The sequence below is a fragment of the Streptomyces sp. NPDC000134 genome (genome assembly GCF_042899225.1).
Taxonomy (GTDB): domain Bacteria; phylum Actinomycetota; class Actinomycetes; order Streptomycetales; family Streptomycetaceae; genus Streptomyces.
Genome location: NZ_JBIAZN010000011.1, coordinates 266096 through 286741, shown reverse-complemented (window position 1 = coordinate 286741; position 20646 = coordinate 266096). Strand labels below are relative to the sequence as shown.

At 72.3% G+C, this 20646-nt stretch carries 16 protein-coding genes and 3 pseudogenes; 12 read left to right on the top strand and 7 right to left on the bottom strand.

The annotated features are described in order from the left end of the window. Nucleotides 1-313: 313 nt before the first annotated feature. Together ACFY32_RS19025 and ACFY32_RS19020 are read right to left on the bottom strand one after the other, a co-directional pair. On the bottom strand, nt 314-1294 hold the full coding sequence (locus ACFY32_RS19025) for a hypothetical protein (protein WP_390674776.1): 981 nt from the start codon (nt 1292-1294) through the stop codon (nt 314-316). Next, a complete protein-coding gene (locus ACFY32_RS19020; RefSeq protein ID WP_359201061.1) occupies nt 1291-1848 on the bottom strand; it encodes a sigma-70 family RNA polymerase sigma factor in 558 nt (185 codons plus the stop codon). The genes ACFY32_RS19025 and ACFY32_RS19020 overlap by 4 nt, the downstream gene beginning before the upstream one ends. Nucleotides 1849-2260: 412 nt before the next feature. Here ACFY32_RS19020 and ACFY32_RS19015 point away from each other — a divergent pair, with 412 nt between their 5' ends. The 6 genes from ACFY32_RS19015 (at nt 2261) to ACFY32_RS18990 (ending at nt 10695) form a co-directional block, all read left to right on the top strand. Continuing rightward, nucleotides 2261-2431: a gallidermin/nisin family lantibiotic gene (locus tag ACFY32_RS19015; RefSeq protein ID WP_359201059.1), complete on the top strand. Its 171-nt coding sequence runs from the start codon at nt 2261-2263 to the stop codon at nt 2429-2431. Nucleotides 2432-2619: 188 nt separating this feature from the next. Then, nucleotides 2620-6174, top strand: coding sequence for a thiopeptide-type bacteriocin biosynthesis protein (locus tag ACFY32_RS19010; protein WP_390674775.1), 3555 nt, complete (start codon nt 2620-2622; stop codon nt 6172-6174). Then, nucleotides 6171-7526: a lanthionine synthetase C family protein gene (locus ACFY32_RS19005; RefSeq protein WP_390674774.1), complete on the top strand. Its 1356-nt coding sequence runs from the start codon at nt 6171-6173 to the stop codon at nt 7524-7526. The genes ACFY32_RS19010 and ACFY32_RS19005 overlap by 4 nt, the downstream gene beginning before the upstream one ends. Nucleotides 7527-7544: 18 nt before the next feature. Beyond that, a complete protein-coding gene (locus ACFY32_RS19000) occupies nt 7545-8540 on the top strand; it encodes an ABC transporter ATP-binding protein (protein WP_359201053.1) in 996 nt (331 codons plus the stop codon). Next, complete coding sequence (locus ACFY32_RS18995; RefSeq protein WP_359201051.1) at nt 8537-9340, top strand: ABC transporter permease; 804 nt, start codon at nt 8537-8539, stop codon at nt 9338-9340. Before ACFY32_RS19000 ends, ACFY32_RS18995 begins: the two co-directional genes overlap by 4 nt. After that, nucleotides 9337-10695: a DUF6895 family protein gene (locus ACFY32_RS18990; RefSeq protein WP_390674773.1), complete on the top strand. Its 1359-nt coding sequence runs from the start codon at nt 9337-9339 to the stop codon at nt 10693-10695. Before ACFY32_RS18995 ends, ACFY32_RS18990 begins: the two co-directional genes overlap by 4 nt. A 171-nt stretch (nt 10696-10866) precedes the next feature. Here ACFY32_RS18990 and ACFY32_RS18985 read toward each other — a convergent pair. Beyond that, a pseudogene (locus ACFY32_RS18985) lies at nt 10867-10995 on the bottom strand (IS5/IS1182 family transposase); the annotation flags it as partial. 305 nt (nt 10996-11300) lie between these two features. Between ACFY32_RS18985 and ACFY32_RS18980 the strand changes: the two are divergent. From ACFY32_RS18980 to ACFY32_RS18960, 5 genes are all read left to right on the top strand, one after another. Next, complete coding sequence (locus tag ACFY32_RS18980; RefSeq protein WP_359201048.1) at nt 11301-11732, top strand: hypothetical protein; 432 nt, start codon at nt 11301-11303, stop codon at nt 11730-11732. A gap of 51 nt (nt 11733-11783) precedes the next feature. After that, nucleotides 11784-12692: a DUF6545 domain-containing protein gene (locus ACFY32_RS18975; protein ID WP_390674772.1), complete on the top strand. Its 909-nt coding sequence runs from the start codon at nt 11784-11786 to the stop codon at nt 12690-12692. After that, nucleotides 12685-14085, top strand: a complete 1401-nt coding sequence (locus tag ACFY32_RS18970) for an NAD(P)/FAD-dependent oxidoreductase (RefSeq protein WP_390674771.1) — start codon at nt 12685-12687, stop codon at nt 14083-14085. The genes ACFY32_RS18975 and ACFY32_RS18970 overlap by 8 nt, the downstream gene beginning before the upstream one ends. A 121-nt stretch (nt 14086-14206) precedes the next feature. After that, nucleotides 14207-14383, top strand: a complete 177-nt coding sequence (locus ACFY32_RS18965; RefSeq protein ID WP_390674770.1) for a hypothetical protein — start codon at nt 14207-14209, stop codon at nt 14381-14383. Between the two features lie 174 nt (nt 14384-14557). Further along, nucleotides 14558-14902: a hypothetical protein gene (locus ACFY32_RS18960; protein WP_390674769.1), complete on the top strand. Its 345-nt coding sequence runs from the start codon at nt 14558-14560 to the stop codon at nt 14900-14902. A 44-nt stretch (nt 14903-14946) separates the two neighbouring features. Here ACFY32_RS18960 and ACFY32_RS18955 read toward each other — a convergent pair. Continuing rightward, nucleotides 14947-15092, bottom strand: a pseudogene (locus ACFY32_RS18955) (transporter); the annotation flags it as partial. 253 nt (nt 15093-15345) lie between these two features. Beyond that, complete coding sequence (locus ACFY32_RS18950; protein WP_359201040.1) at nt 15346-16029, bottom strand: NAD(P)-binding domain-containing protein; 684 nt, start codon at nt 16027-16029, stop codon at nt 15346-15348. A gap of 74 nt (nt 16030-16103) precedes the next feature. On the opposite strand from ACFY32_RS18950, the gene ACFY32_RS18945 reads away from it, so the two are divergent. After that, nucleotides 16104-16475 (top strand): helix-turn-helix domain-containing protein, encoded by a 372-nt coding sequence (locus ACFY32_RS18945; protein WP_359201038.1) that lies wholly within the window; start codon nt 16104-16106, stop codon nt 16473-16475. Here ACFY32_RS18945 and ACFY32_RS18940 read toward each other — a convergent pair. Together ACFY32_RS18940 and ACFY32_RS18935 are read right to left on the bottom strand one after the other, a co-directional pair. Continuing rightward, nucleotides 16467-16919 (bottom strand): annotated as a pseudogene (locus ACFY32_RS18940) (IS5 family transposase); the annotation flags it as partial. The gene ACFY32_RS18945 and the pseudogene ACFY32_RS18940 overlap by 9 nt on opposite strands. 2462 nt (nt 16920-19381) lie before the next feature. Beyond that, entirely contained in the window at nt 19382-20641 is a 1260-nt protein-coding gene (locus ACFY32_RS18935; RefSeq protein ID WP_390674768.1) for a Gfo/Idh/MocA family protein, read from the bottom strand. Between the last annotated feature and the right edge of the window lie 5 nt (nt 20642-20646).

Here is a 20646-nt window from a genome sequence, read left to right as displayed (position 1 = left end):
CCTGAGGGGCACCGCCCGCGCCGGGTGCGGCGCGGGTGCGGGTGTACCGCCGCTTCGGCCGGCCGGGGGATTGCCGGCCGGGAGCGGCGGTACACCCCAGTACGTAGCGGCGGGGGCGCCGGCGGTTCGCACCCGACGGCCCGCGGTGATGCGCACCCGACGGCCCGTGGTGATGCACACCCGACGGCCCCTGGTGATGCGCACCCGACGGCCCGCAGTGATGCGCACCCGACGGCCCGCCCCCGCCGGACGGCGCCCGCACCTGTGCCGCGACGGCGGCGCGCCTCGACGGCAGTGCCCGCGGCGTGTGCCGTCACCGTCCGGCCCCGCCGGGCAGCGCGTACACCCTCATGGCGCGTGCGGCCCAGGCGAGCAGGGCCGCGGACAGGGCGAGGGTCCATGGCGTCGTCGACAGCAGCGCTTCGGCGAACGCGCCGACCGGGGTGCTGAACAGGCCCTGCGGGCCGCTCGTCACGCCCAGCAGCCACACCGCGCCGCCCGCCGCCGCGCCCTCGGCCGGGCCTCGCACGACCGCCAGGGCCAGTGCGAGGGACGCGGCCAGCAGGGACTGGCCGAGCCAGCTCGACACCACCGGCCACCAGCCGGGACCGTCCACGAGTGCCGAACAGGCCACCGCCATCGCCAGGTCGGCGCAGAGCACCACCGTCAGCCGGGCGAGGAAGACCGCCGCGGGCGACACCGGGAGGGTGAACAGCAGTTCGCGGCGCGGGTCGCGCCGGGGGGAGGCCGCCGCCAGCGTCCCGAACGTCACCAGCAGCACCACCACGGCGCCGAACATCCGGAGGGCGAAACGGTCCGCCTGCTGCGTCGCGGCGAGCAGGGCGGCACCGACGAATCCGACGGCGCTCAGCGGAGCCCACGCCTTCGGCATCAGCGCGGCCTGCCGTCCGACGAGCTGCCAGGCGGTCCGCAACGACCGCTCGGGTGCCGCGGCCCGACTGCCGGTCCGCGACCGGGCGGCGGGGGCGCGCGGCCCGGTCGCGCCCCGGACGGCACCGGCCGGACGCACCGCACCGGACGGCACGGAGGCCGGCGCGGGCCGCCCCTCGGCGGGCGGTCCCGCCGCCAGCACGGGCCCGAGCAGGGCCTCGAAGGACGGCGGGAGGTACGCCGCCGCGTCCTCCTCCGCGCGCAGGGCGGTGCCGACGTCCTGCCAGGCGGCCACCCGCGCCCGGCAGTCGGGGCAGGCGTCGAGGTGGCGGCCGTCGCGCCGGCCCTCGGGCGAGGTCAGCGCCAGGCGGGCGAGGGCGTCGTCCGCGAGGTGTTCGGTCATCGTCGTCCCGTTCCTTCCAGCCGCCTGGCGGCGAGCATTCCGCACAGCCGCTTGCGCGCGTGGGACATCCGGCTCTTGACGGTGCCCACCGGGATGGCGAGCACGGTGGCTACCTCCGGGTAGGCCAGTTCCTCGACCAGGACCAGCACGAGGACCTCGCGCAGATGGCCGGGGAGCATGCGCACGGCGGCGAGCAGTTCGGCGCGTTCGGCCTCCCGCACCACCTGGTCCTCCACGCTCGGCCCGGGGTCGGGCACGTTCTGCGCCTCGGCGAGGTCGGCGAGCTGCGGCCGCGACTTGCGCAGGTGGTTGTGGGCCTGCCGCCGGGCCACCCCCAGCAGCCAGCCCCGTACGGAGGAGTCACCGCGGAACCCGGCCGCCGAGCGCCACACGGCGAGCCACGTCTCCTGGAGGATCTCCTCCGCCACCGACCGGTCCGAGGTGAGTCTGCGGATGAGGCGGAGCATGGCGGCGGCATGCCTCTCGTAGAGGGCACGCAGGGCGGCCTGATCGCCCTGGGCGACGGTGCTGAGCAGAACCTCGTCCGAACACACGGTAAGTACGTATCCGGGACGGCCCGTCCGGTTCACGCCCACTCGCCGACCTCTCCCGGATCTGGCCGGAATCGTACGTTCTGGCCGCGAAACGCCGGACGGCGGAAGCGGTGTCCAGGCCCAGCCGCGCCTGCGGAACGGGGCCTTCGGGACGGGCCGGGCCCAGTGGCAGGGGTGCCGCGGCCCGCGGGCCGGGCGAGCCCGCGCGAGTCGGCCGGGACCCGTCGCCCGAGTTCACGGGCCGGGGTCCGGAACGGCGTCGCGGAGGGCCTGGTGGTGCCCGTCTGCCATCGGACTGCCACCCACTGCCAGCCCGGCCCGAAGCCGTTGAGCCGCGGCCGAGGCCCGTGGTTGCGTATTCGACGGATCGCGACCCGACGAACGTCCATTCGGTCTGTACGAAGGAGTCAGTATGGGAATCAACGCCCCCGCCACGGGCCAGAACGACGCGAACCTCTTCGACCTCGACCTGGAGATCGGCGTCGAGAAGTCCGTGGCCGGCCCGGCCATCACCAGCGTGTCGTGGTGCACCCCGGGCTGCACCAGCGAAGGCGGCGGCTCCGGCTGCAGCCACTGCTGCTGACGACGGCACCGGTTCACGCACCCCCGTGGGGCCCGCGGACACCCGTCGGCCCCACGGGGCCGGAACACCCGGCAGGACAGGGCACGCCGCACGAGAACGCCGCACACGAGAGCACGGCACACGGGAACACAGCCCACGCGAACACCGCGCAGGACTCGGGACAGGCCGAGAGGAGCAGGGGGACAGCCATGGGGGAACGGCCGCCCAGGACACCTTTCGAGGCGAACGACGTCTTCCTGTACCGGGCGCCGCTGGGCGGAGCGCCCGCCCTGCCGCTGCCCGGCCCCGGACCGCAGGACCTCGACGCCTGCGCCCGGCTGCTCGCCTCCGTGCCCGCCGACCCCCTGCTCGCCGAGGCGCTCGACCTGGCCTCCCCGAGTCTGAGCGCCCTGGTCCGCCGGGTCGCCGAGCGCGGCGCCGCGGGCGTCAAGGCGGGACAACTGCGCCGCGCGGCGCTCGCCGTGCTGCGCTACGACATCCGCCGGCGCACCCGGCCGACGCCCTTCGGCCTGTTCGCGGGCGTTTCGGCCGGCCGCTTCGACTCCACCGCCGAACTGGAGCACGGCTCCGGCCACCGCACCCGCACCCACGTCGACATGCAGTGGCTGACCAGGATCGGCCACCGCCTCGAGAACGACCCCGCGGTGCTGTCCGCGCTCACCGTCCAGGCGCACCAGGCGCTCAGCGTGCGCGGCGACCGCGTGGTGCTCACCGCCTCCTCCGACCAGGGCGTCCGCCTGACCGAGGGCGGCGAGGCCCGCGCCACCGTGTCCGTGCGCCGCACGCCCGTCGTCGCCCGCGCCCTCGCCGAGTCGGCGGCCCCGCTGCCGTACGAGGAACTGGTCCGGCGCACCGCCGGGGCATTCCCCGGCGCGCCCACGGACCGGGTCCGGGCGCTGCTCGCCGAACTGGTACGCCAGGAACTGCTCGTCACGGGGCTGCGTCCGCCGCTGGACGGCGGCGACCCGCTCGGTCACGTCCTCGGACTGCTGGCGGGGGTCACCGACCCGGCACCGGAAACCCGCCGCGTCCACGAGGCGCTGCGCGAGATCGACGAGGCCCGACGGGTGTACGACGGACGGCCGGTGGGCCTCGGCCGCGCTGAACTGGACCGGCTGCTGCGGCTCACCCGGTCGGTGGAGCCCGACGACACGCCTGTGCACATCGACACCCGCCTCGACACCGGGCTGCACCTGCCGTACGCGGTGCGCGAGGTCGTCGAGCGGGCGATGGGCGTGATGTGGCGGCTGTCCCGGCCGAAGCTGGGCCTCTTCGCCCTGCGCGACTACCACCGGCGCTTCCTCGACGTGTACGGCGCCGACCGGCTGGTGCCGGTCCTCGACCTGCTGGACGAATCCACCGGGCTGGGCGCTCCCGGCGGCTACGGCTGGCCGAACTCCGAGGCCCCGCCCGTGCCGCCCGACGATCCCCGCACCGCCCGCCGGGACCGGGCCATGGCCCGGCTGGTCGCCACCGCGCAGCGCACCGGCGCCCGGGAGGTCGTCGTCGGTGACGAGGACCTGGCCGAGCTGTGCCACGACACGGCCGACCCGGCCGACCTCCAGGGCTCCGCCGAGGTGACCGTGCAGGTGGTCGCCCCCTCGGTGGAAGCCCTGGACGACGGTGAGTTCAGGGTCTACCTCGCACCGTCGCCGGGCTCGCACCGGGCCGGGGCCACCTTCGCCCGGTTCGCCGACCAGCACCCGCACTGGCGGCCCGCGTTCGCCGCGCTGCACCGCGACAGTCCGGTGCACGTCCAGGACGCGGTCCCCGTCGACCTCGCCTTCCGCACCCGCTCGGGGCGGGCCGCCAACCTCGCCCATACCGTTCCGGCCACGGGCCGGCGCATCGGCGTCGGGGTCCCCGACGTCACCGGCGGCGGTGTCGAGGAACTGCGCCTGTCCGACATCGGCGTGGGCGCCGCCCTGGACCGGCTGACCGCCGTCCACCTGCCGACCGGGCGGGAGATCGTGCCCGTGCTCGGCAACATGGTGAGCGCGCCCGCGCAGGCCCCCAACGCCGTCCGCCTGCTGTGGGAGATCGGCCTGGAAGGACAGCGCCTGTGGGAGCCGTGGAACTGGGGCCCGCTCGCCGACGCCCCGTTCGTCCCCCGCGTCAGATACGGCGACTTCGTCCTGGCCTGCGCCGTCTGGCGGCTGGACACCCTGCGCACGCACGCCGGACGACTGCGCTCCACCGGCGACGGGCCCGGCCCCGTATCCCGGATGCCGGGCACATCCCGGACGCCGGACAAGCCCGGCACGCACACGCCCGAGGACACCCGGCCGACCCCCACTCCGGGCGCCCCCGGGGCATCCGACACCCCCACGGCCTCCAGCACACTCCGGGCACCCGACACCCCCACGGCCTCCAGCACACTCCGGGCACCCGACACCCCCACGGCCTCCAGCACACTCCGGGCGCCCGACACCCCCACGGCGTCCAGCACACTCCGGGCACCCGGCACGTCCGGTGCCCCCGCCACGCCCGCCCACAACCGCGCGGCGAAGCCCCCGGCCCCTGCCGGCCAGCCTCCCGGTCCCCGCCCGGACCGCCCCCGCACCGACTGGGACCGCGCCGTCGACGACTGGCGGGCGGAGTGGGCCGTACCCCGGCACGTGCTCGCCGTCACCACCGACCAGCGGCTGCTGCTCGACCTCGACGACACCTGGCACCGCGCCCTCCTCCTCGACCAGGTGCTGCGCCACCCCGACCTGATCGCGCAGGAGGTCCCGGGCGAGGACGAGGGCTGGCTGGACGGCCCCCTGGCCGGGCACACCGCTGAGCTGGTCGTCCCGCTGACCCGCCGGGAGGACGGCGTGCCGCGCCGGCGCCCGTACGCCGGGCACCGGCAGCCGGACCGCACGGTGCACGGACTGGGCGGCGAGTGGCTCTACCTCAAGCTGTACGGGGCGGCACGCACCCAGGACGACCTGCTGCGCGACCACCTCCCCGGCCTGGTCGCCCTGGCCGCCGAACACGGCGCCGACCGCTGGTTCTTCATCCGCTACACCGACGAGGCCGGCCACCACCTGCGGCTGCGCCTGCACGCCGCCCGTCCCGAGGACCTGTGGGCGCGGGCCGCCCCGGCCGTCGGCGCGCTGCTGGTCCGCTGGCAGCGCGAGGGCCTGGTGCGCGGCCACACCGTCGCCCAGTACGACCCGGAGACCGAGCGCTACGGCGGCCCTGAGGCGGGGGCGGCGGCCGAACGGGTCTTCCAGCACGACAGCGAGGCCGCCCTCGAACTGCTGCGGGTGGCCCGGGACCCGGCGAACGACCTCGGCACGGACGACCTGGCCGTCGTCTCCTGCGCCGCCCTGGCCCACGCCTTCGGCCCGCCCTCCCCCGGCAACCCGCTGGTCACCGAGGACTGCGGCGACGACGCGGCCGCGGCCTGGCTGTCCATGACCGGCGCCCGCCGCGACCTGCCCGCCGCGTTCCGCACCCGCGCCGCGCACTGGCGCCGCCTCGTCGATCCTCACGGCGGCTGGCCCGCCCTCGCCGCCGATCCCGCCGGGGCCCGAGCGCTGGCCGCGCTGCGCGCCCGCGACCGGGCGGTCGCCGGACTCGCCGCCCGGATCAGGGAGTCGGGGCCCACCCCGGAGGGACGGGTGGTCGGCAGCCTGCTGCACATGGTCTGCAACCGCCTCTTCGGCGGCGAGGGCGCCCGCGAGCTGACCGTGCTCGGCATCGCCCGGGGCGCCGTACAGGACCACCTCAACCGCCGGAGGCACCAGTCGTGAACGCCGTCACCGCACCCCGGGCGACCCGGGCCGTCGCCCTCGTCGCCGAACGGCTCGCCGACCCCGAGCAGGTGGCCGCCGTCGCCTCCCGCGACGACAACCGCGACCCGGTCTACGACTCCGTCATGTGGGGCCCGCTGACCCTCTCCAACGGCCTGCCCGGCACCGCCCTCCTGTACGGCGAACTCGCCCGCACCGACGAGGGCCGGCGGGCCACCGCGCACCGGCACCTCGCCGCCGCCGGCCGGGCACTGAACGCGGCGCCCAGCAGGGGCCTGTTCTCGGGCCCAGCCGCCCTGCTCGCCGCCGCCCAGACCTGCGCCGGCCCCGAGGGGCACTACGCCTCACTGCGCCACCGGCTGGCCGCCTGGGTCGCCGAGGACCAGACCGAGCGGCTGGCCGTCTTCCGCGCCCGCACCGTTCCCGGCGTCGACTGGGGCGCGTACGACCTGGTCAACGGCCTGTCGGGGACGACCCGGCTGCTGCTCGACGCGGCGGCCGACCCGGCGGAGACCGGCCCCGGCGTCGAGACCGCCCTGACCGAGTCGCTGCGCCACCTCGTCCGGCTCACCGAGCCGGTCGGCGTGGACGGCCACGAGGTGCCCGGCTGGTGGGTGCCGGCCGAGCTGCAGCTCAGCGAGCGCGACCGGGCCGACTACCCACGGGGGGACTTCAACCTCGGCATGGCGCACGGCGTCACCGGCATCCTGGCGGTGCTCTGCTCGGCGTACACGGCCGGCCGCGAGGCGCCTGGCCTGTGCGACGCCGTGCACCGCGTCGCCGACTGGCTGCTGGGCTGGACGCTGCACGACGAGGCGGGGCCGTACTGGCCCGCCCGCGCCGGCTTCGACGACGAGGTGGCCGCCGACCGGCCGCAGCACCTGTTCACCCGCACCGCCTGGTGCTACGGCACCCCCGGGGTGGCCGCCGCCCTGTTCCGCGCCGGCACCGTCCTGGACCGTCCCGAGTGGCGCGCCGCCGCCGTCGAGGCCCTGCGGGCGGCGCTGCGGCGGGACGAGGCACGGTGGGCCGTCGACGGCGCCACCGTCTGCCACGGCTACGCGGGCCTGCTGCGCGTGGTCGCCCGCGTCGCACGGGCCGTCCCCGGCGACACCGTCCTCCGGGACGGCGTCGCCCGGCTCACCGGCCGGGTCCTCGAACACGCCGACGAGCGGGCGCCGTTCGGCTTCCGCCACCTCATGCGCTTCCCGGCCGCCGCCCGCTCCCCGTACCCGCACCGGGCCGTGGACACCGCGGGGATGCTGGAGGGCGCCGCGGGAGTGGCGCTCGCGCTCCTGCCGGTCGATGACACGGCCGCGCTGCCGTGGGACCGCACACTCGGACTGGCCTGACCCGTGGAGGGAACCCCCGTGCCGTCACCCGGACCCGCAGCCGCGCCCGCCGTCCCCCTGCCCGGAGCCGTGCCACCGGCCTTCGAACTGACCGACCTCGTCGTGCGCTACGGCAGGGTCCGGGCCATCGACGGGGTGTCCGTCAGTTCCCCGCCGGGCCGCGTCACCGCGCTTCTCGGCCCCAATGGCGCCGGCAAGTCCTCCCTGCTCGGTGTGTTGTCCACGGCGTCGCGGCCGGACTCGGGCGAGGTCCGCATCTTCGGGCACGACGTGCGCGAGGCCCCGATGGCCGCGCGCCGCCGCCTCGGACTGGTCTTCCAGGAACGGACCCTGGACAAGGAGTTGTCCGTGGAGCGCAACCTCTGGTTCCACGCCCGGCTGTTCGGCATGAAACGGGGCGACGCCCGCTCCCGCATCGACCTCCTGCTGGACCTCTTCGAGCTGACCGACCGCCGCCGGCAGCCGGTCGAGGAACTCTCCGGCGGTCTCTCCCGCCGGGTGGAGATCGCCCGCGCCCTGCTGCACCGCCCCGGCCTGATCGTCCTCGACGAGCCCACCAACGGCCTGGACCCCACCGCGCGGGCGGTGGTCTGGCGCGACCTGCTGCGGCTGCGGGACGAACTCGGCGTCACCGTCCTGTACTCGACGCACTACATGGACGAGGCCGAGTACGCCGACGAGATCGTCATCCTCCGACAGGGCCGCGTCGTGCGCCAGGGCAGCCTCGCCCGGCTCAAGAGCAGCCTGGACTCCTCCCGCATCGTCGTCTCCTGCGCCGACGACGAGGCCGCCGCCCGGCAGCTTCGCGCCGCGGGCTTCGAGCCGCTGACCGAGCCCGGCGGCGTGGCCGTCCACTGCGCCGACCCGGAGTCCCGGATCGCGGAGGTGGTGCGGGCCCTCGACGTCAGGGGCCTCACCGTCGCCGTGCACCACCCCTCCATGAACGACGTCTACCTGGCGGCGGCGGGCCCGCAACGGCCGGGCCCCCGGCCGGAGAAGGTGAGCGCGCCATGACCGCGACCGTCCTCGGCGCCCCGCCGCCGCTCGCCGCCGCCGACGGACGACTCCGGGTCGCCCTCCGCGCCGTCGGCGTCATCGCCCACCGCGACCTGCTGCGCCAGTTCAAGCGACCGGGCGTGCTGTTCAGCCAGGGCGTGCAGATCCTGTTCTTCGTCCTGGTCTACGCCGTCGGCTTCGACGGCATGATCGACTCCGTCGGCGAAGTCCCGTTCAGCGCCTACGTCTTCCCCGGCATCATCGCCATCCAGGTCGTCTCCATCGGCGTCGCCTCGGGACAGACGTACGCCTGGGACCGCGAGTACGGCGTGCTGCGCGAACTGCTCGTCGCCCCGGTGCCGCGGATCTGCCTGCCGCTGGGCAAGGTCGTCGCCGGCGCGGGGATGGTGACGGTGCAGAGCGCGGTGCTGCTCGCCTTCTCGCCGACGGTGGGCGTGCCGCTGACCCCGGGCCGGTTCGCCGCCGCGATGGGCTCCTACGCGCTGGCCGCCGTGGTGTTCAGCGTCATCGGGTTGTGCCTGGCCACCGTCATCAAGCGGGTGCAGACCCTCCAGGCGACCGTCCAACTGGCCATGTTCCCCATGCTGTTCCTGTCCGGCTCGGTGTTCAGCGCGCGGGACGCGCCCGGCTGGCTGTCCGCGATCATGCACCTCAACCCGATGACGTACGCCGTCGACCTGGCCCGCCGGGCGCTGCTGGGCACCCCCGGACTGCTGCCGTGGTGGGCGGACCTGGCCGCGCTGGCCGGCATCCTGGTGGCGGTCCTCGCCGTCCTGCGCCTGCGGAGCGGCCGATGACCGCCGCATCCGCGCCGCCGGTCCCCGCCCCGCGCTCCTCCTGCGAGGGCCCGTCCTGGCCCCCGCTGCCGGCCCACGCGGTACCGGAGGAAGGGGACGGCGCGGCACGGGTGCGGGCCCCCGGCTCCCCGCCCGACGCCGACACGGCACCGGAGCGGGTCCTGACCGGCGCGCTGCGCTGGACAGAGGCCAACCTGGAGTGGTTCCGGCCCGAGCGCTGGGAGGAGTACCTCCCGCCACGGCCCTTCCGCCCCGGTCCGCTGCTCGAACTCCTCGGGCTGCTCCGCGTCCTGGACCGCGACGGCGTCCTCCCCCGCGGCGCCGCCCTGCCGAGCCGCGCCCTCGACCTCGCCGCCGAGACCGCCGCGGACCCCGGATTCGCGCGGTCGCTGCGCCGCGGTGACGCCTACTTCCCGTACCACCTGGACCTCATCACGCTGCTGGAGCACCTGGGCCGCCCGCAGCCCGGACCGCGGGCCCGCTGCGAGGCGCTGCTGGCCGCCGACGCGGGCGGTCACTGCCACCCGTACAAGCCGGTGCTCAACCGCCTCGAACTGCGCTACTTCCTCGACCGGGGCGGCCTCACCGCCCCGCCCGCCCTGCCCACGACCGAGGCGCTCTACCGGCAGAGCGTCGCCGCGCTGGCCCCGGACGCCCTGCAACTGACCGAAAGCGAGACGTACGCCCTCACCCACGCCGTGTTCTACGCGACGGACTTCGGCCGCCACCCGGCCGCCCCGGACGACGACCCGGACACCGCGGCCCGGCTGCGCCGAACCGTGCGCGACCTGCTCGGCGTACACCTCGCGCGAGGCAGCCTCGACCTCTTGGCCGAACTGCTGCTGTGCGCGCGGGCCCTGGCCGAGGGACCGGAGACCTCCCCGGCCGAACGAGCGGCCTGGCAGCAGATGGCCCGTGCGGCACGCCCCGACGGCGCCCTGCCCAGCCCCGTGCACCGTCCGGAGGTCCTGACCTCCCTGACCGGCGACAAGGCCGCCGCGTACCTCTTCGGGACCTGCTACCACACGACCACGGCCGCCGCGCTCGCCGCCGCCACGCTCCGCCGCCGCCCGCCGGACACCCTCCGCCCCGCCACCGGCACTCCCCCGCCGCCGTGCGCGGACCCGGCGGCGATCCGGAGCTGGGCGCGACGGGTGACGGCGCGGGCCGGCACCGCCCCGGCCTCGCTGCTCGCGGCCTGGCGTGACCAGCTCGCCCCCCTGCTGGCCCTCGCCGTCCAGGCCCGCGACCCGCACGTCCTGGCCGACCTCATCGAGGCCGCCGGCTCCCTGGGCGTCACCGCCCGCTCCCCGGCCCGCGAGGCGGCGGCCCTCCTGGCCGCCTGGACCGGCTGACCGGGCCCCCGCGCACGCCGGGAAGCCGGAAGAGGCGCGGCTGGTCCTGCCGGATGAGGTACACCGTGGGCGGTTACCCGAGGGTGTGGAAATCAGCGGTGCCCGGCTCTGCCAAGGAGGAGGACATGTCACTCGCGACCGTGGCGACGGGAACGGGTGTAGGACGCCATTTCACTTGGCCAGGCGGCGGTGACATATGAGGGTTGCGGCGATGGCCGTGAAGGCGAGGAAGTGTTCCGGCTTGCGCTGCCGGCAGCCGTAGCGGCAGGCCCCGCACGAGCCGCCGGCCCACTCGTGGCGGCAACACGAGGACGTCCGCAGCATCGCCCTGCGGCGGGCCCAGCACCTGCCGCAGGAACAGTGGAACGTGCTCAGTGCAACGTTGCAGGCCCTGCTGGAGATCGACGACAAAGAAGGCGAAGAGGAAGACCGATGAGTACGGGACCGAGGACGATGCGCCGACTCAGCGCCCGGCTCCTGAGACACTTCCCGACGCCGGCCGACGACCAGGACGTCATCCCGGCGATAGGTCCCGCCCTGAGCCACGTCCGTGGGCGGCCGGTGCGGTTACGAAAGACCGCCTTCCCCCCAGCCACCGCAGCGGAGTGTGGCTGGACCGCGCCAGCCACGACCTGATCGTCTACGAGGAGGACACCGACCCCGAGCACCACCTGGTGATCGTCGGGCACGAGATCTGGCACATGTTCCAGGGCCACTGTGGCAATGGAGCAGACCACGGTCCCACCGCTTCCCGCGCCGGCAATGACGAAGCCGCACAGACGCTGACGGAATTCCTCGACGGCATCTCCGCCGATGACGGGGACGACTCGCCCGCCACGCGCACGGATGTCTCGCTGCACTTCGCCGCACGCTCCGATGGACGTCAAGCCGACGATGAACTGGACGCCGAGCGCTTCGGCTTCCGCTTCGCCACAGATGTGCGGGCCGCACTGCAACAGGCCCGAACGCCCGGCGACCCGCATGGTCCGGCCGGACGTATCCAGGCATCGATGGGCCATCGGTTCCACCGCGTCTGATGCGGTCCCGGACACCACTGGTCAAGACCGCAGCAGGGGAGAAACAGTCAGGTGGCCTCGGAAGCAAGCAGCGTCGGCTTCTACATCTGCGGTGCGCTGCTCCTCATGGTCTGGGCACTGAAGATTCCCGTGCTCCTCCGCAGACGTCATGACACTCTGTTACGCGCGGCCTGCCTGCTGCTCTTCGCCGCCGGCCAGCTCATGTTCCTCATCGTCCTCTACCTCGTCGCCCAGGCCGTGGCGATGATGGCTGCCAGCACCTTGTGCTGGCGCTGGTCCAGAGAAGTAGGGGGATCACTGCGGGCAGGACCGCGCATCCTCGCCCCTGCCTACCTGATCATCGTGAGCTATGACGTCATCAGACTGATCGCAGTGGCTGCCCGTCGAACGGGGCACGACCTGGGCTACCTCGACGACAGGGTCTCCGTGCATCTCGCTGCCCCCGCATGCCTGCTCGGAGCGCTCGGTTTCGCGGTCCCGCTCCTCGGCCCGAGGCTGGCCGAGAACGCCAGCAGCGTGAGACAGTTCCGGCAGCTCGCCCCACTGTGGCAGACAGTGCGAGACGTGCCCACCCCCGGTGCCGTCCGGGCCTCACTGCCGTGGTGGCGCACTCCCCCGGCCATTCTCCTGACAGGACGGAAAACGGCCATCTACGACGCGATCCTCGCATTGGCCCCGTACTGCGATTCCAAGGTACGTGAAGCCGCCTACTGTGCCGCGCTCCGTCATGGCGAAGAAGAGCACCGGGCTGCTGCAGCGGCCGACGCAGCCGTGATCGCGGTGGCAGCCGCGACCGCCGTCGACGGCAGCAGCCCCGCTGCACGAAGGCCGCACCTGCCGCACCCCCCGACGCGGCCCGAGCAGGACCTGATCCCTCTTTCCCGAGCGCTCACCTCTCCCGTCGTCCAGCAACTCCGCCAACGCCCCACGCCTTCGCAGAAAGCAGCCACCTATGAGTGAAGCGCCCGATCGGGGCTACTTCCGTGCCGTCGTCCTCGGCGGCAGCACCGCCGGTATGCTCGCCGCGGCTGCCGTCAGGCAGTACGTCCGCTCCGTCGAGATCGTCGAGGCACACGAACTGCCCGACGGCCCGCGGCCGCGCACCGGTGTGCCCCAGGCCGCGCACATCCACTTCCTGCAGACGGGCGGCGTCGAGGCCATCGAGGCGCTCCTGCCCGGCACCACCGGCCTGTTGTTGGCCGCGGGCGCGCACCGCGTCCCCGAGACCACTAACATGATCGTCTACTCGCCCGAGGGTTGGTACCGCCGCTGGCGGCGTGCCACCCACTACCTGATCACCGCCAGCCGGGATCTGACCGACTACGTCATCCGTCAACAAGTGCTCAAGGACTCCCGGGTCAGCGTGCGTGCGCACACCAGAGCGGTCGCACTGTGCGGCACTGACCGCCGGATCACCGGTGTCCGCGTCCGCGCCGCCGACGGCAGCGAAACGGAACTCCCCGCCGACCTGGTCATCGACGCCACCGGCCGGGCCTCCCGCACACCCCAGTGGCTCGCCCGACTGGACATCAACACCATCGCGGAAGAACGCATCGACTCCGGCCTCGTCTACGCCAGCCGCGTCTACCGCGCCCCCGTACCCACCCGCGACTGGCCGGTGATCGCCATCCAGGCCGATCCGGAACTCCCGCGGCCCGGCAACGCCGGTGGCATCCTGCCGATCGAGGACGACCGTTGGCATGTCAGCTTGATGGGAGCCCCCGGCGGACAACCCATCCGTGACACCGACGCCTTCGAGCCCTTCGCCCGCACTCTGCGCCACCCCCTCATCGCCGACCTGCTCCGGCACGCCGAACCGCTCACCGATGTCAGCGTCACCCACAGCACCGCCAACCGGCGCTACTACTACGAACGTCTCACCTCATGGCCGGACGGCCTCGTCGCCCTCGGCGACTCCGTCGCCGCCTTCAACCCCTTGTACGGACAAGGTATATCCGCAGCCGCCCAGGGCGCCGTCGCGCTGCGCAGCGTCCTCTCCGCCGGCCCGGCCCCCGGCTTCGCCCGCCGCGCCCAGCGGGCCGTCGCCCGCCGTCTCGCCCCCGCATGGGCACTCGCCGTGGGCCAGGACATCCACTTCCCCACCACCGGCAGACGTCCCACTATCGCCGACCGGGCCTTGCACCGCTACGTCAGCCGCCTGTCCCGCACGGCCACCGGGTCCTTCCACGCGGCAACCGCCCTGACCGACGTGCTGTCCCTCCGCGCGGCACCGCCGTCCCTGGCCAGGCCCAGTGTGCTGCTGACCGCGCTCACCGGCCCGCACCGCCCACCCGTACCACACCCTCCATTCACCCCGGCCGAACGTGGACTGCTCGACAGGCTGAGAAGCTGACCCTGCCGTTCGACGAAGCGGGGCCCTTGGCTACCGCCTCCGGTTGTCTCCCGCGGGCCTGCCGGTGCCCTTCCCGGACGAGTTCGGCTTCGGTTCTTTCCTCAGCGCCCACCCGGGGCGGGTGGACATCACCAGCGGCGGCCATACCCATACCGCCACTGTGGATGTCGAGGTGTGGGACGGACCGCCTCCGGCGCGGGATACGGCCGGGTGGGATGAGCAGGCCGAGGCTGCTCTTGTGACCAGCAGCGGTCAGCTAGCCGAGGAGGACACCATGACGACCGACGACCTCGCCTAGAAGGCCCTGGAGGGACTGGGAGCCGCCCCGCTGTGGCGCTTCTACGGCAACCTGTTCCCCGCCCAGCCCAAGAGCCGCGCCGTCCCCTACCGCTGGAGCTGGCGCGAACTGCGCCCGCACCTCCTGCACTTCTCCAGGACCCTGTCCCTGGAGGAGGCCGAGCGGCGGGTCCTCATGCTCGTCAACCCCGGCCTCACCGACCCCCCGGCCACGGTCAACACCCTCTACGCGGGCCTTCAGATCATCCTGCCCGGCGAGACCGCCCAGGCCCACCGGCACACCTCCAACGCCTTCCGTTTCATCCTCGAAGGCGACGGCGTCATCGCAGTGGCCGTCAACGGGTGCATCGCGCCAACCGCAACGGGCTGGCTACTGGACGCGGGCTGGACACCACGAGCCCTCTACGTCACGACGGGTGCCGTGTTCTGTGCGGCCGGCTTGCTCCTGCTGGCCATGCGTGGGAATCAGTCGACAGCAAAGGCCACCCACGCCACCCAGCCGACACCTTCTTCTCCGTAGGTTCCAATGGCCACCAGTCCCGCGCCGGACGGGCCTCAGCAGCCGTACTCGCTCGCCAGGAACTGGACGCCCAGCAGCGTCTCCATATGCGCCTCGACAAGACCCTGGCGTCGGTCTCTGCCTCAGCCAGACGCGGCGCGACTTCCGCCACGCCGCCGCTGGTGGTGTGGAACAGCCCCAGACCCGGCACCATCCCTCCTCGGTTCGAGAGCAGAAACACCGAGAAGAGCAGCGATTGTTCCCACAACGCTCTGGAACCGCGTGGAGATACCGTGACCGGTGCTACGTCACCGCATGGCCTCCACGCCGCCCCCCAGGTTCCCCCGGGCGAATACGATCCCCCCCATGTGGCCCCCACCGGCACTGAGACACCGGCAGATAAGCCCAAGCCCGCAGCACAGAGGAGATGTCTCCCCTGATAGACCAAGCCCTTCTAAGAACTCCTAACGAAAAGCCTTTTCGGCGTCTTCTGGTTCCTCGTGTCTCGGTCCGGCAGCATAGGCCAGCGGGGGTGCGATGGCTTGGGCATCGGCTCCCTCGCCGACCCATAGCCCGATGAAGAGCGCGGCGGTAGCTTCCAGGAGTCCCGCTCGTTCGAGACCGCCGCCGGCCACAGGCTCGCAGCCGACATGCCGCACCAACCGGTGCACAAAAGCGAGAGCCGTTTCGTCGTCTCCGCAGACCGGAACGGCCAGTGGTCGCCCGTCGAAGACGGGCGGCGACATGCGCCACACGTCCTCATGGCAGAGGTTGAACGCCTTGACTACATGAGTTCCCGGTGCCGCCGCGGCCAGTTGCTGTGCAGCCGAGAGGCCGCCCTGTGTCAGTAGCAGGAAGCCCGGACCGACCGGGTTCGAGCAGTCGATCAGCACCTTGCCGTCCAGGACTGCCCGGAGTTCCCGCGCCACGCTCGCCCCCGCGCCGAAGGGCAGCGCGGCCAGCACCACCTGACCGAACTCGGCCGCCGCACGCAGACTGGCCGCCTTCGCGCTGCCCCCGAGACGCGTCGCGAGCCGCTCCGCCTTGTGCATGTCCCGTCCTCCGATGGCAACATCGTGCCCGGCCCGGACCCAGTGGGCGGCGAGCGCGTCCGCCATGTTCCCCGTGCCCAGTACGCCGATTCTCATCACGCATTTCCTCCCACGACCTGCTTGGACCGTTCCCAGCGACGCTAGAGGGCCTGTCAGGCACCATTTGGTACGTGACGACCGACGCCTTCCTCGCCGACTGCCGTGCCCGCCTGGCTTTCGACCTCCTGTCCAACACCTGGAACGCCGTCGTGCTCTGGGCACTGCGCGACGGCCCCAGACGCCCGGTCGAATTACGCGAGCAGATCGGGGGGATCAGTTCCAAGGTCCTCACCGAGACGCTGCGGCGCTTGCAGTCCAACGGACTGGTGGATCGGCAGGCACACCCCGCAGCCCCACCACGCGTTGAGTACCGACTCACTGCCCTGGGACGGAGTTTGCTGGCACCCATCGACGCTGTCGGGGCATGGGCCTTCGAGCATGGCGATGAGGTCATGGCTGCCCAGGAAGCCGAACGCACCGCCACCGAGTCCCCCTCAGAGTGAGCGCAGACGTCTCCAGCAGATGACTGCGCACCCGAGGGTGAGGAAGGCTACGTGGATGTCGTCGCGGATCTCCCAACGGAATTGCAGGCGGCGGAACCGGTGCAGATGGGCAAAGGCGCGCTCGATGACCCAGCGTTGGGTGCCCAGCCCACAGCCGTGCTCGGTACCTCGGCGGGCGATCAGAGGCTTCACGCCGAGATCCCGGACCAAGCGCCGGTACTTGTCGTGGTCGTAGCCGCGGTCGGCCAGCACCACGTCCGGGCGGCGCGGAGGCCGGCCGCGTTTGCCGCGCACGGGCGGCACGGCTTGGAGGAGTGGAATCAGATGGGTGACGTCGTTGCGGTTGCCGCCGCCGGTCAAGGTGACGGCCGGCGGGATGCCGGTGGCGTCGGTGATCAGATGAACCTTGCTGCCCGTCCTGCCCCGGTCAACGGGGCTTCGTCCGGTCTTGGATTCCCTTTTTACGCCCGCAACCCCCGCTACGAGCACGCTCCCAACCTTTCTCTCACTTGCTGTTGCCCTGTGCTGCTACAAGCGACTCGTCCGCCTCACCACGTAGGACACGGTGTTGAGTGTTACTCCGTGCGTCCTTTTGCCCGCAGGAGGCGCTGCCGGAGTATCTCCTGTTCACTGCTCCGTGCGGGAGCGGCCGGTCGTGGCTTGGGGGCTCTGTCTGCGTGAGCGAGGTTCTGCTCCATGCGCTCGCTGGCGCGCATGATGTCCGTGTCGGCCTGCGGTGCGGGCCAGGCCACGAGGAGGTAGTCCTCAACCGGTTCGGAGCTGGTCTTGTCCGGGAGTCTGCTCCGGCCTCGCGCATGAACGCGGAGCCGGTACCATCCTGGTTCCGCAGGGCTGAGGGAAGGCAGTCCGCCGACCGGACCGTGCTCGAGGGATTCGACCCGCAGGTCGCCTGCGGGGGCATACACGCTGATTTATACGATCTCTTCCCAGAAGCGGTCAGTCGGCGCAGGTGGTGGACCGGTGACGGAGGATGCGGTTGCTCGGATCTCGCCTAGGTGGATTCCCGTGGCGATGAGGGCCCCCTCCGACATGGGGACAGCGAGTCCGTTGCTCCAGTCAGCAGTCTGAACAGGGATCATTCCGGCGTCGAGAATTCCGAAAGTGCCGTCGGTGACGTACACGTTGTGTGCGGCGCCCATGAGGGGATCTCCCGGCTGGTAACGGCATAGCTCCGGTGGAAGCTTGCCATGGTGATCACAGTGCGCGCAGTGCGCCAGGAGGCGGTAACTCTGAAGGGGTCTCCGTCCAACACGCGCTCTCGTCGGAAGAACTGTGTTTTCAGACCGCCTTGAGCTTGGTTCTCCCGTTCCGGGATCATGCAGACGCTCACGCCTGACGAGCCAGTTCCGGAGGAGACGTTGGGCATCTGGCACCCATCAAAGGTGCGCCTTGTACCGCCAGCGGACAATCCATTCCGGGCGTCGCGATGGGGTACTCATCGCAGGACATGAGCCAGACGCTGGGGGCGTCTCCGCAAGCCGAGTCGCGGTTCTTTTTGACGATGGCGGGATCTGTGGTCCGGGTCAGCGGCTTGTCGAACGTGGCGCCGGGCAGGCCGGATGCCTGGACGCGCTCCACGTGGGAGGCAAGGGAAGGATAGGACGCCTTGCTGTAGACGAGTTCCGAGGCGTACCAGGGCACCACACAGCCGACATCGGTTCCAGTCCGTGGCGCAGGTGCCTACAGCGCCGGCTGCGGTGGCAGTGGTGTCGAAGAACGCCTCGCCCGCCCTCCAGGAGTTCAGCGGCAGCAGAGGCTTCCCCGGGAACGACGCGCTCTCCCGTGTGCAGGCCCCGCTCAAGGTCGCCTGCCCGGAGACGGACGCCTTCAGAGCGTCTCCCCAGCCTCCGTACGCAGAGATATCGATCTGATGGGCGAAGGTGCCCAAGCCGGTGTCGCCGTAGCTGTAGTTGATGACGATCATGTCGGCTTTGCCGGTGATCGTCGTCTGGCCGTTCACGGTCTGCCGTGTGGTGTACGTGAGACCGCCTACCGAGCACACCTGGGTGCGAGTGGCAGGGATTATGCCGTTTGCGTCCTCGCACCACTGGGGCGGGTCCACAGCGGCTTGTGCGGCAGGCGCGTTCTGCGGGGCGTGCGCAGGAAGATCGGCTGGCTCAGTTTCCTGCACACACACCGAAGCACCCTCAGGGTCGAGCTCAGTACACGTCTCCTGCTCGGATATCCGAGCCTGCGGCTCATCGAGGTAGGCGGCGGGGCGGTCCGACCCAGGAGTGGCGTGCGACGTCAACTGCTGTACAGCCGCGCTGGTCTCCGCCTGCGTGTCGTGCAACTCCGCGGAGGATGCGGCTTCGGCGGGCAACACGCCGGTGATCATGGCAAGGAAAGCAGTGATCAAGGCTGTGGGTTACAGGCGTAACGTTCCGGCTCTTTTCCGCTGTGACATCAGATCACTCATGTCTCAGATGACGATGCCGTCACTTGGCGACCGGACAGTACCTCAATGAGCGATCAGTCATATGGCGCCTGATCGTCGGCAAGGCCCCTATGGGGACACGCCCTGTGGCTCGGTGGCAGGCGCCATCCCGCAACGACAGTCGACAGGCCCGTGACTGGACACTTCGGTCGAAGATCTCGAGAGTCAGACCCCCGCCCGGGACGGCACTGCACCACCGTCCCATCGATCCCGGTACAGCGGCCATGACTCGATCACTGCCGGATGGCTTCGGCCGAACGTCCTGGACCCATCGCGGTTGTGGTGCCCCCGCCAGCGCCAGCGGGGGCACCGAGCCCAGGGCTGGCCGAATGGCGAGGCCCTTCTTGGGTGAACGGTCGCGCCGCCTTGCGGCTGTTCGCCCGCACCACCGGCACTGGCCATCTGCCGGACCTAGCCGGTGGGCGGCGCCCGGTGGTGGCGGCTTCGGTCAGACGGTTTCCGGGTCCAGTCGCACGACGGTGCTCTGGTGCCGGGACTGCTCGGCGGCCCAGACCACCTGGTGGGAGCGGAGGGTCTCGTAGGGGCCTGAGGTGACCGCGGAGTGATCGCCGGTGGCGACCGCTGTCACGAACGCGCGGAGCAGTTCGTTGTCCGCGCCGCCATGTCCGTCCGCTGCGGAGGCGCCGCCGTCCGGGTCGAGGTCGAAGACCTCGGTGGTGTCGGTGAGGAAGTCGTGCAGGACGATGCGGCGTCCGTCGCCGTCGAGGGAGCCGCCGGTGCCGAAGATCCGGGTCCTGCGGAAGTCGAGGGCGGTGAAGGCGGTCATGGTGAAGGAGGCGGTGACCCCGCCGGCGTACTGGAGGTTGACGACCTGATGGTCCACCACGTCGTTGCGCCCGGAGTAGACGCAGGTGCCGTACGGGCCGTCCGTCAGGGCCTTGCGCAGCCCTGCCTCGGAGACGTCGTCGGTGAGGACGCCGAGGGGCCATCTCTCGTGGACCGGGTCGCCGAGGAAGCGCTCGTAGATGCGGACCGCGGAGTACGCGCAGTCGCGTTCGACGGGGCAGCTCACGCACTGGTCGCCGGCGCCCTCGGGCTTGTTCTCGGGCCGGAAGTGATAAAGGCCGCCGAAGGAGGAGACCTGCTCGACGGGGCGGCCTATCAGATGGCCGAGCCAGTCGATGTCGTGGCACGACTTGGCGAGGAGCATCGAGGAAGACTCCGTCTCGACGGCCCACTGTCCGCGGACGTAGGAGTGCGCCTGGTGCCACCAGCCCACCGGTTCGAGGTGTTCGACGCTGACGACATCGCCGATCCGGCCGCCGTCGACGAGTTCCTTGAGCTTGTGGGAGTAAGGCGTGTAGCGCAGGACGTGGCAGACGGCGAGGAGGACGTCGTTGCGGACGGCGGCGTCGACGATTCGACGCGCCTCGTCCTCGGTGGGTGCCATCGGCTTCTCGAGCAGGAGAGCGTAGCCGCGGTCCGCGAGCGCGACGGCGGGATCAGCGTGCAGCCGGTCGGGAGTGGCCACGACAGCGGCGTCGGCGAGGCGGGGCCGTGCGGCGAGCTGCGCCCAGTCGTGGAAGACGCGGTCGGCCGGCAGGCCGAACTCCTCGGCCAGTGCACGGCGGCGCACCGGGTCCGAGTCGGCGACGGCGGCGATGGTCGCGATCCCCTCGGAAGCTGCGATTCGGGCGTAGGAGGCCCCCCGGGCCCCGGCGCCGACGATCGCCAGAGTGACGGTCACGGAGA

Excerpts from the sequence above, each read along its gene's own strand:
- ACFY32_RS18950 (WP_359201040.1), bottom strand. The coding sequence starts at position 16,029 with ATGAGAATCGGCGTACTGGGCACGGGGAACATGGCGGACGCGCTCGCC.
- ACFY32_RS19025 (WP_390674776.1), bottom strand. The coding sequence starts at position 1,294 with ATGACCGAACACCTCGCGGACGACGCCCTCGCCCGCCTGGCGCTGACC.
- ACFY32_RS19015 (WP_359201059.1), top strand. The coding sequence starts at position 2,261 with ATGGGAATCAACGCCCCCGCCACGGGCCAGAACGACGCGAACCTCTTC.
- ACFY32_RS18990 (WP_390674773.1), top strand. The coding sequence starts at position 9,337 with ATGACCGCCGCATCCGCGCCGCCGGTCCCCGCCCCGCGCTCCTCCTGC.
- ACFY32_RS18960 (WP_390674769.1), top strand. The coding sequence starts at position 14,558 with ATGCTCGTCAACCCCGGCCTCACCGACCCCCCGGCCACGGTCAACACC.
- ACFY32_RS18970 (WP_390674771.1), top strand. The coding sequence starts at position 12,685 with ATGAGTGAAGCGCCCGATCGGGGCTACTTCCGTGCCGTCGTCCTCGGC.
- ACFY32_RS18995 (WP_359201051.1), top strand. The coding sequence starts at position 8,537 with ATGACCGCGACCGTCCTCGGCGCCCCGCCGCCGCTCGCCGCCGCCGAC.
- ACFY32_RS19010 (WP_390674775.1), top strand. The coding sequence starts at position 2,620 with ATGGGGGAACGGCCGCCCAGGACACCTTTCGAGGCGAACGACGTCTTC.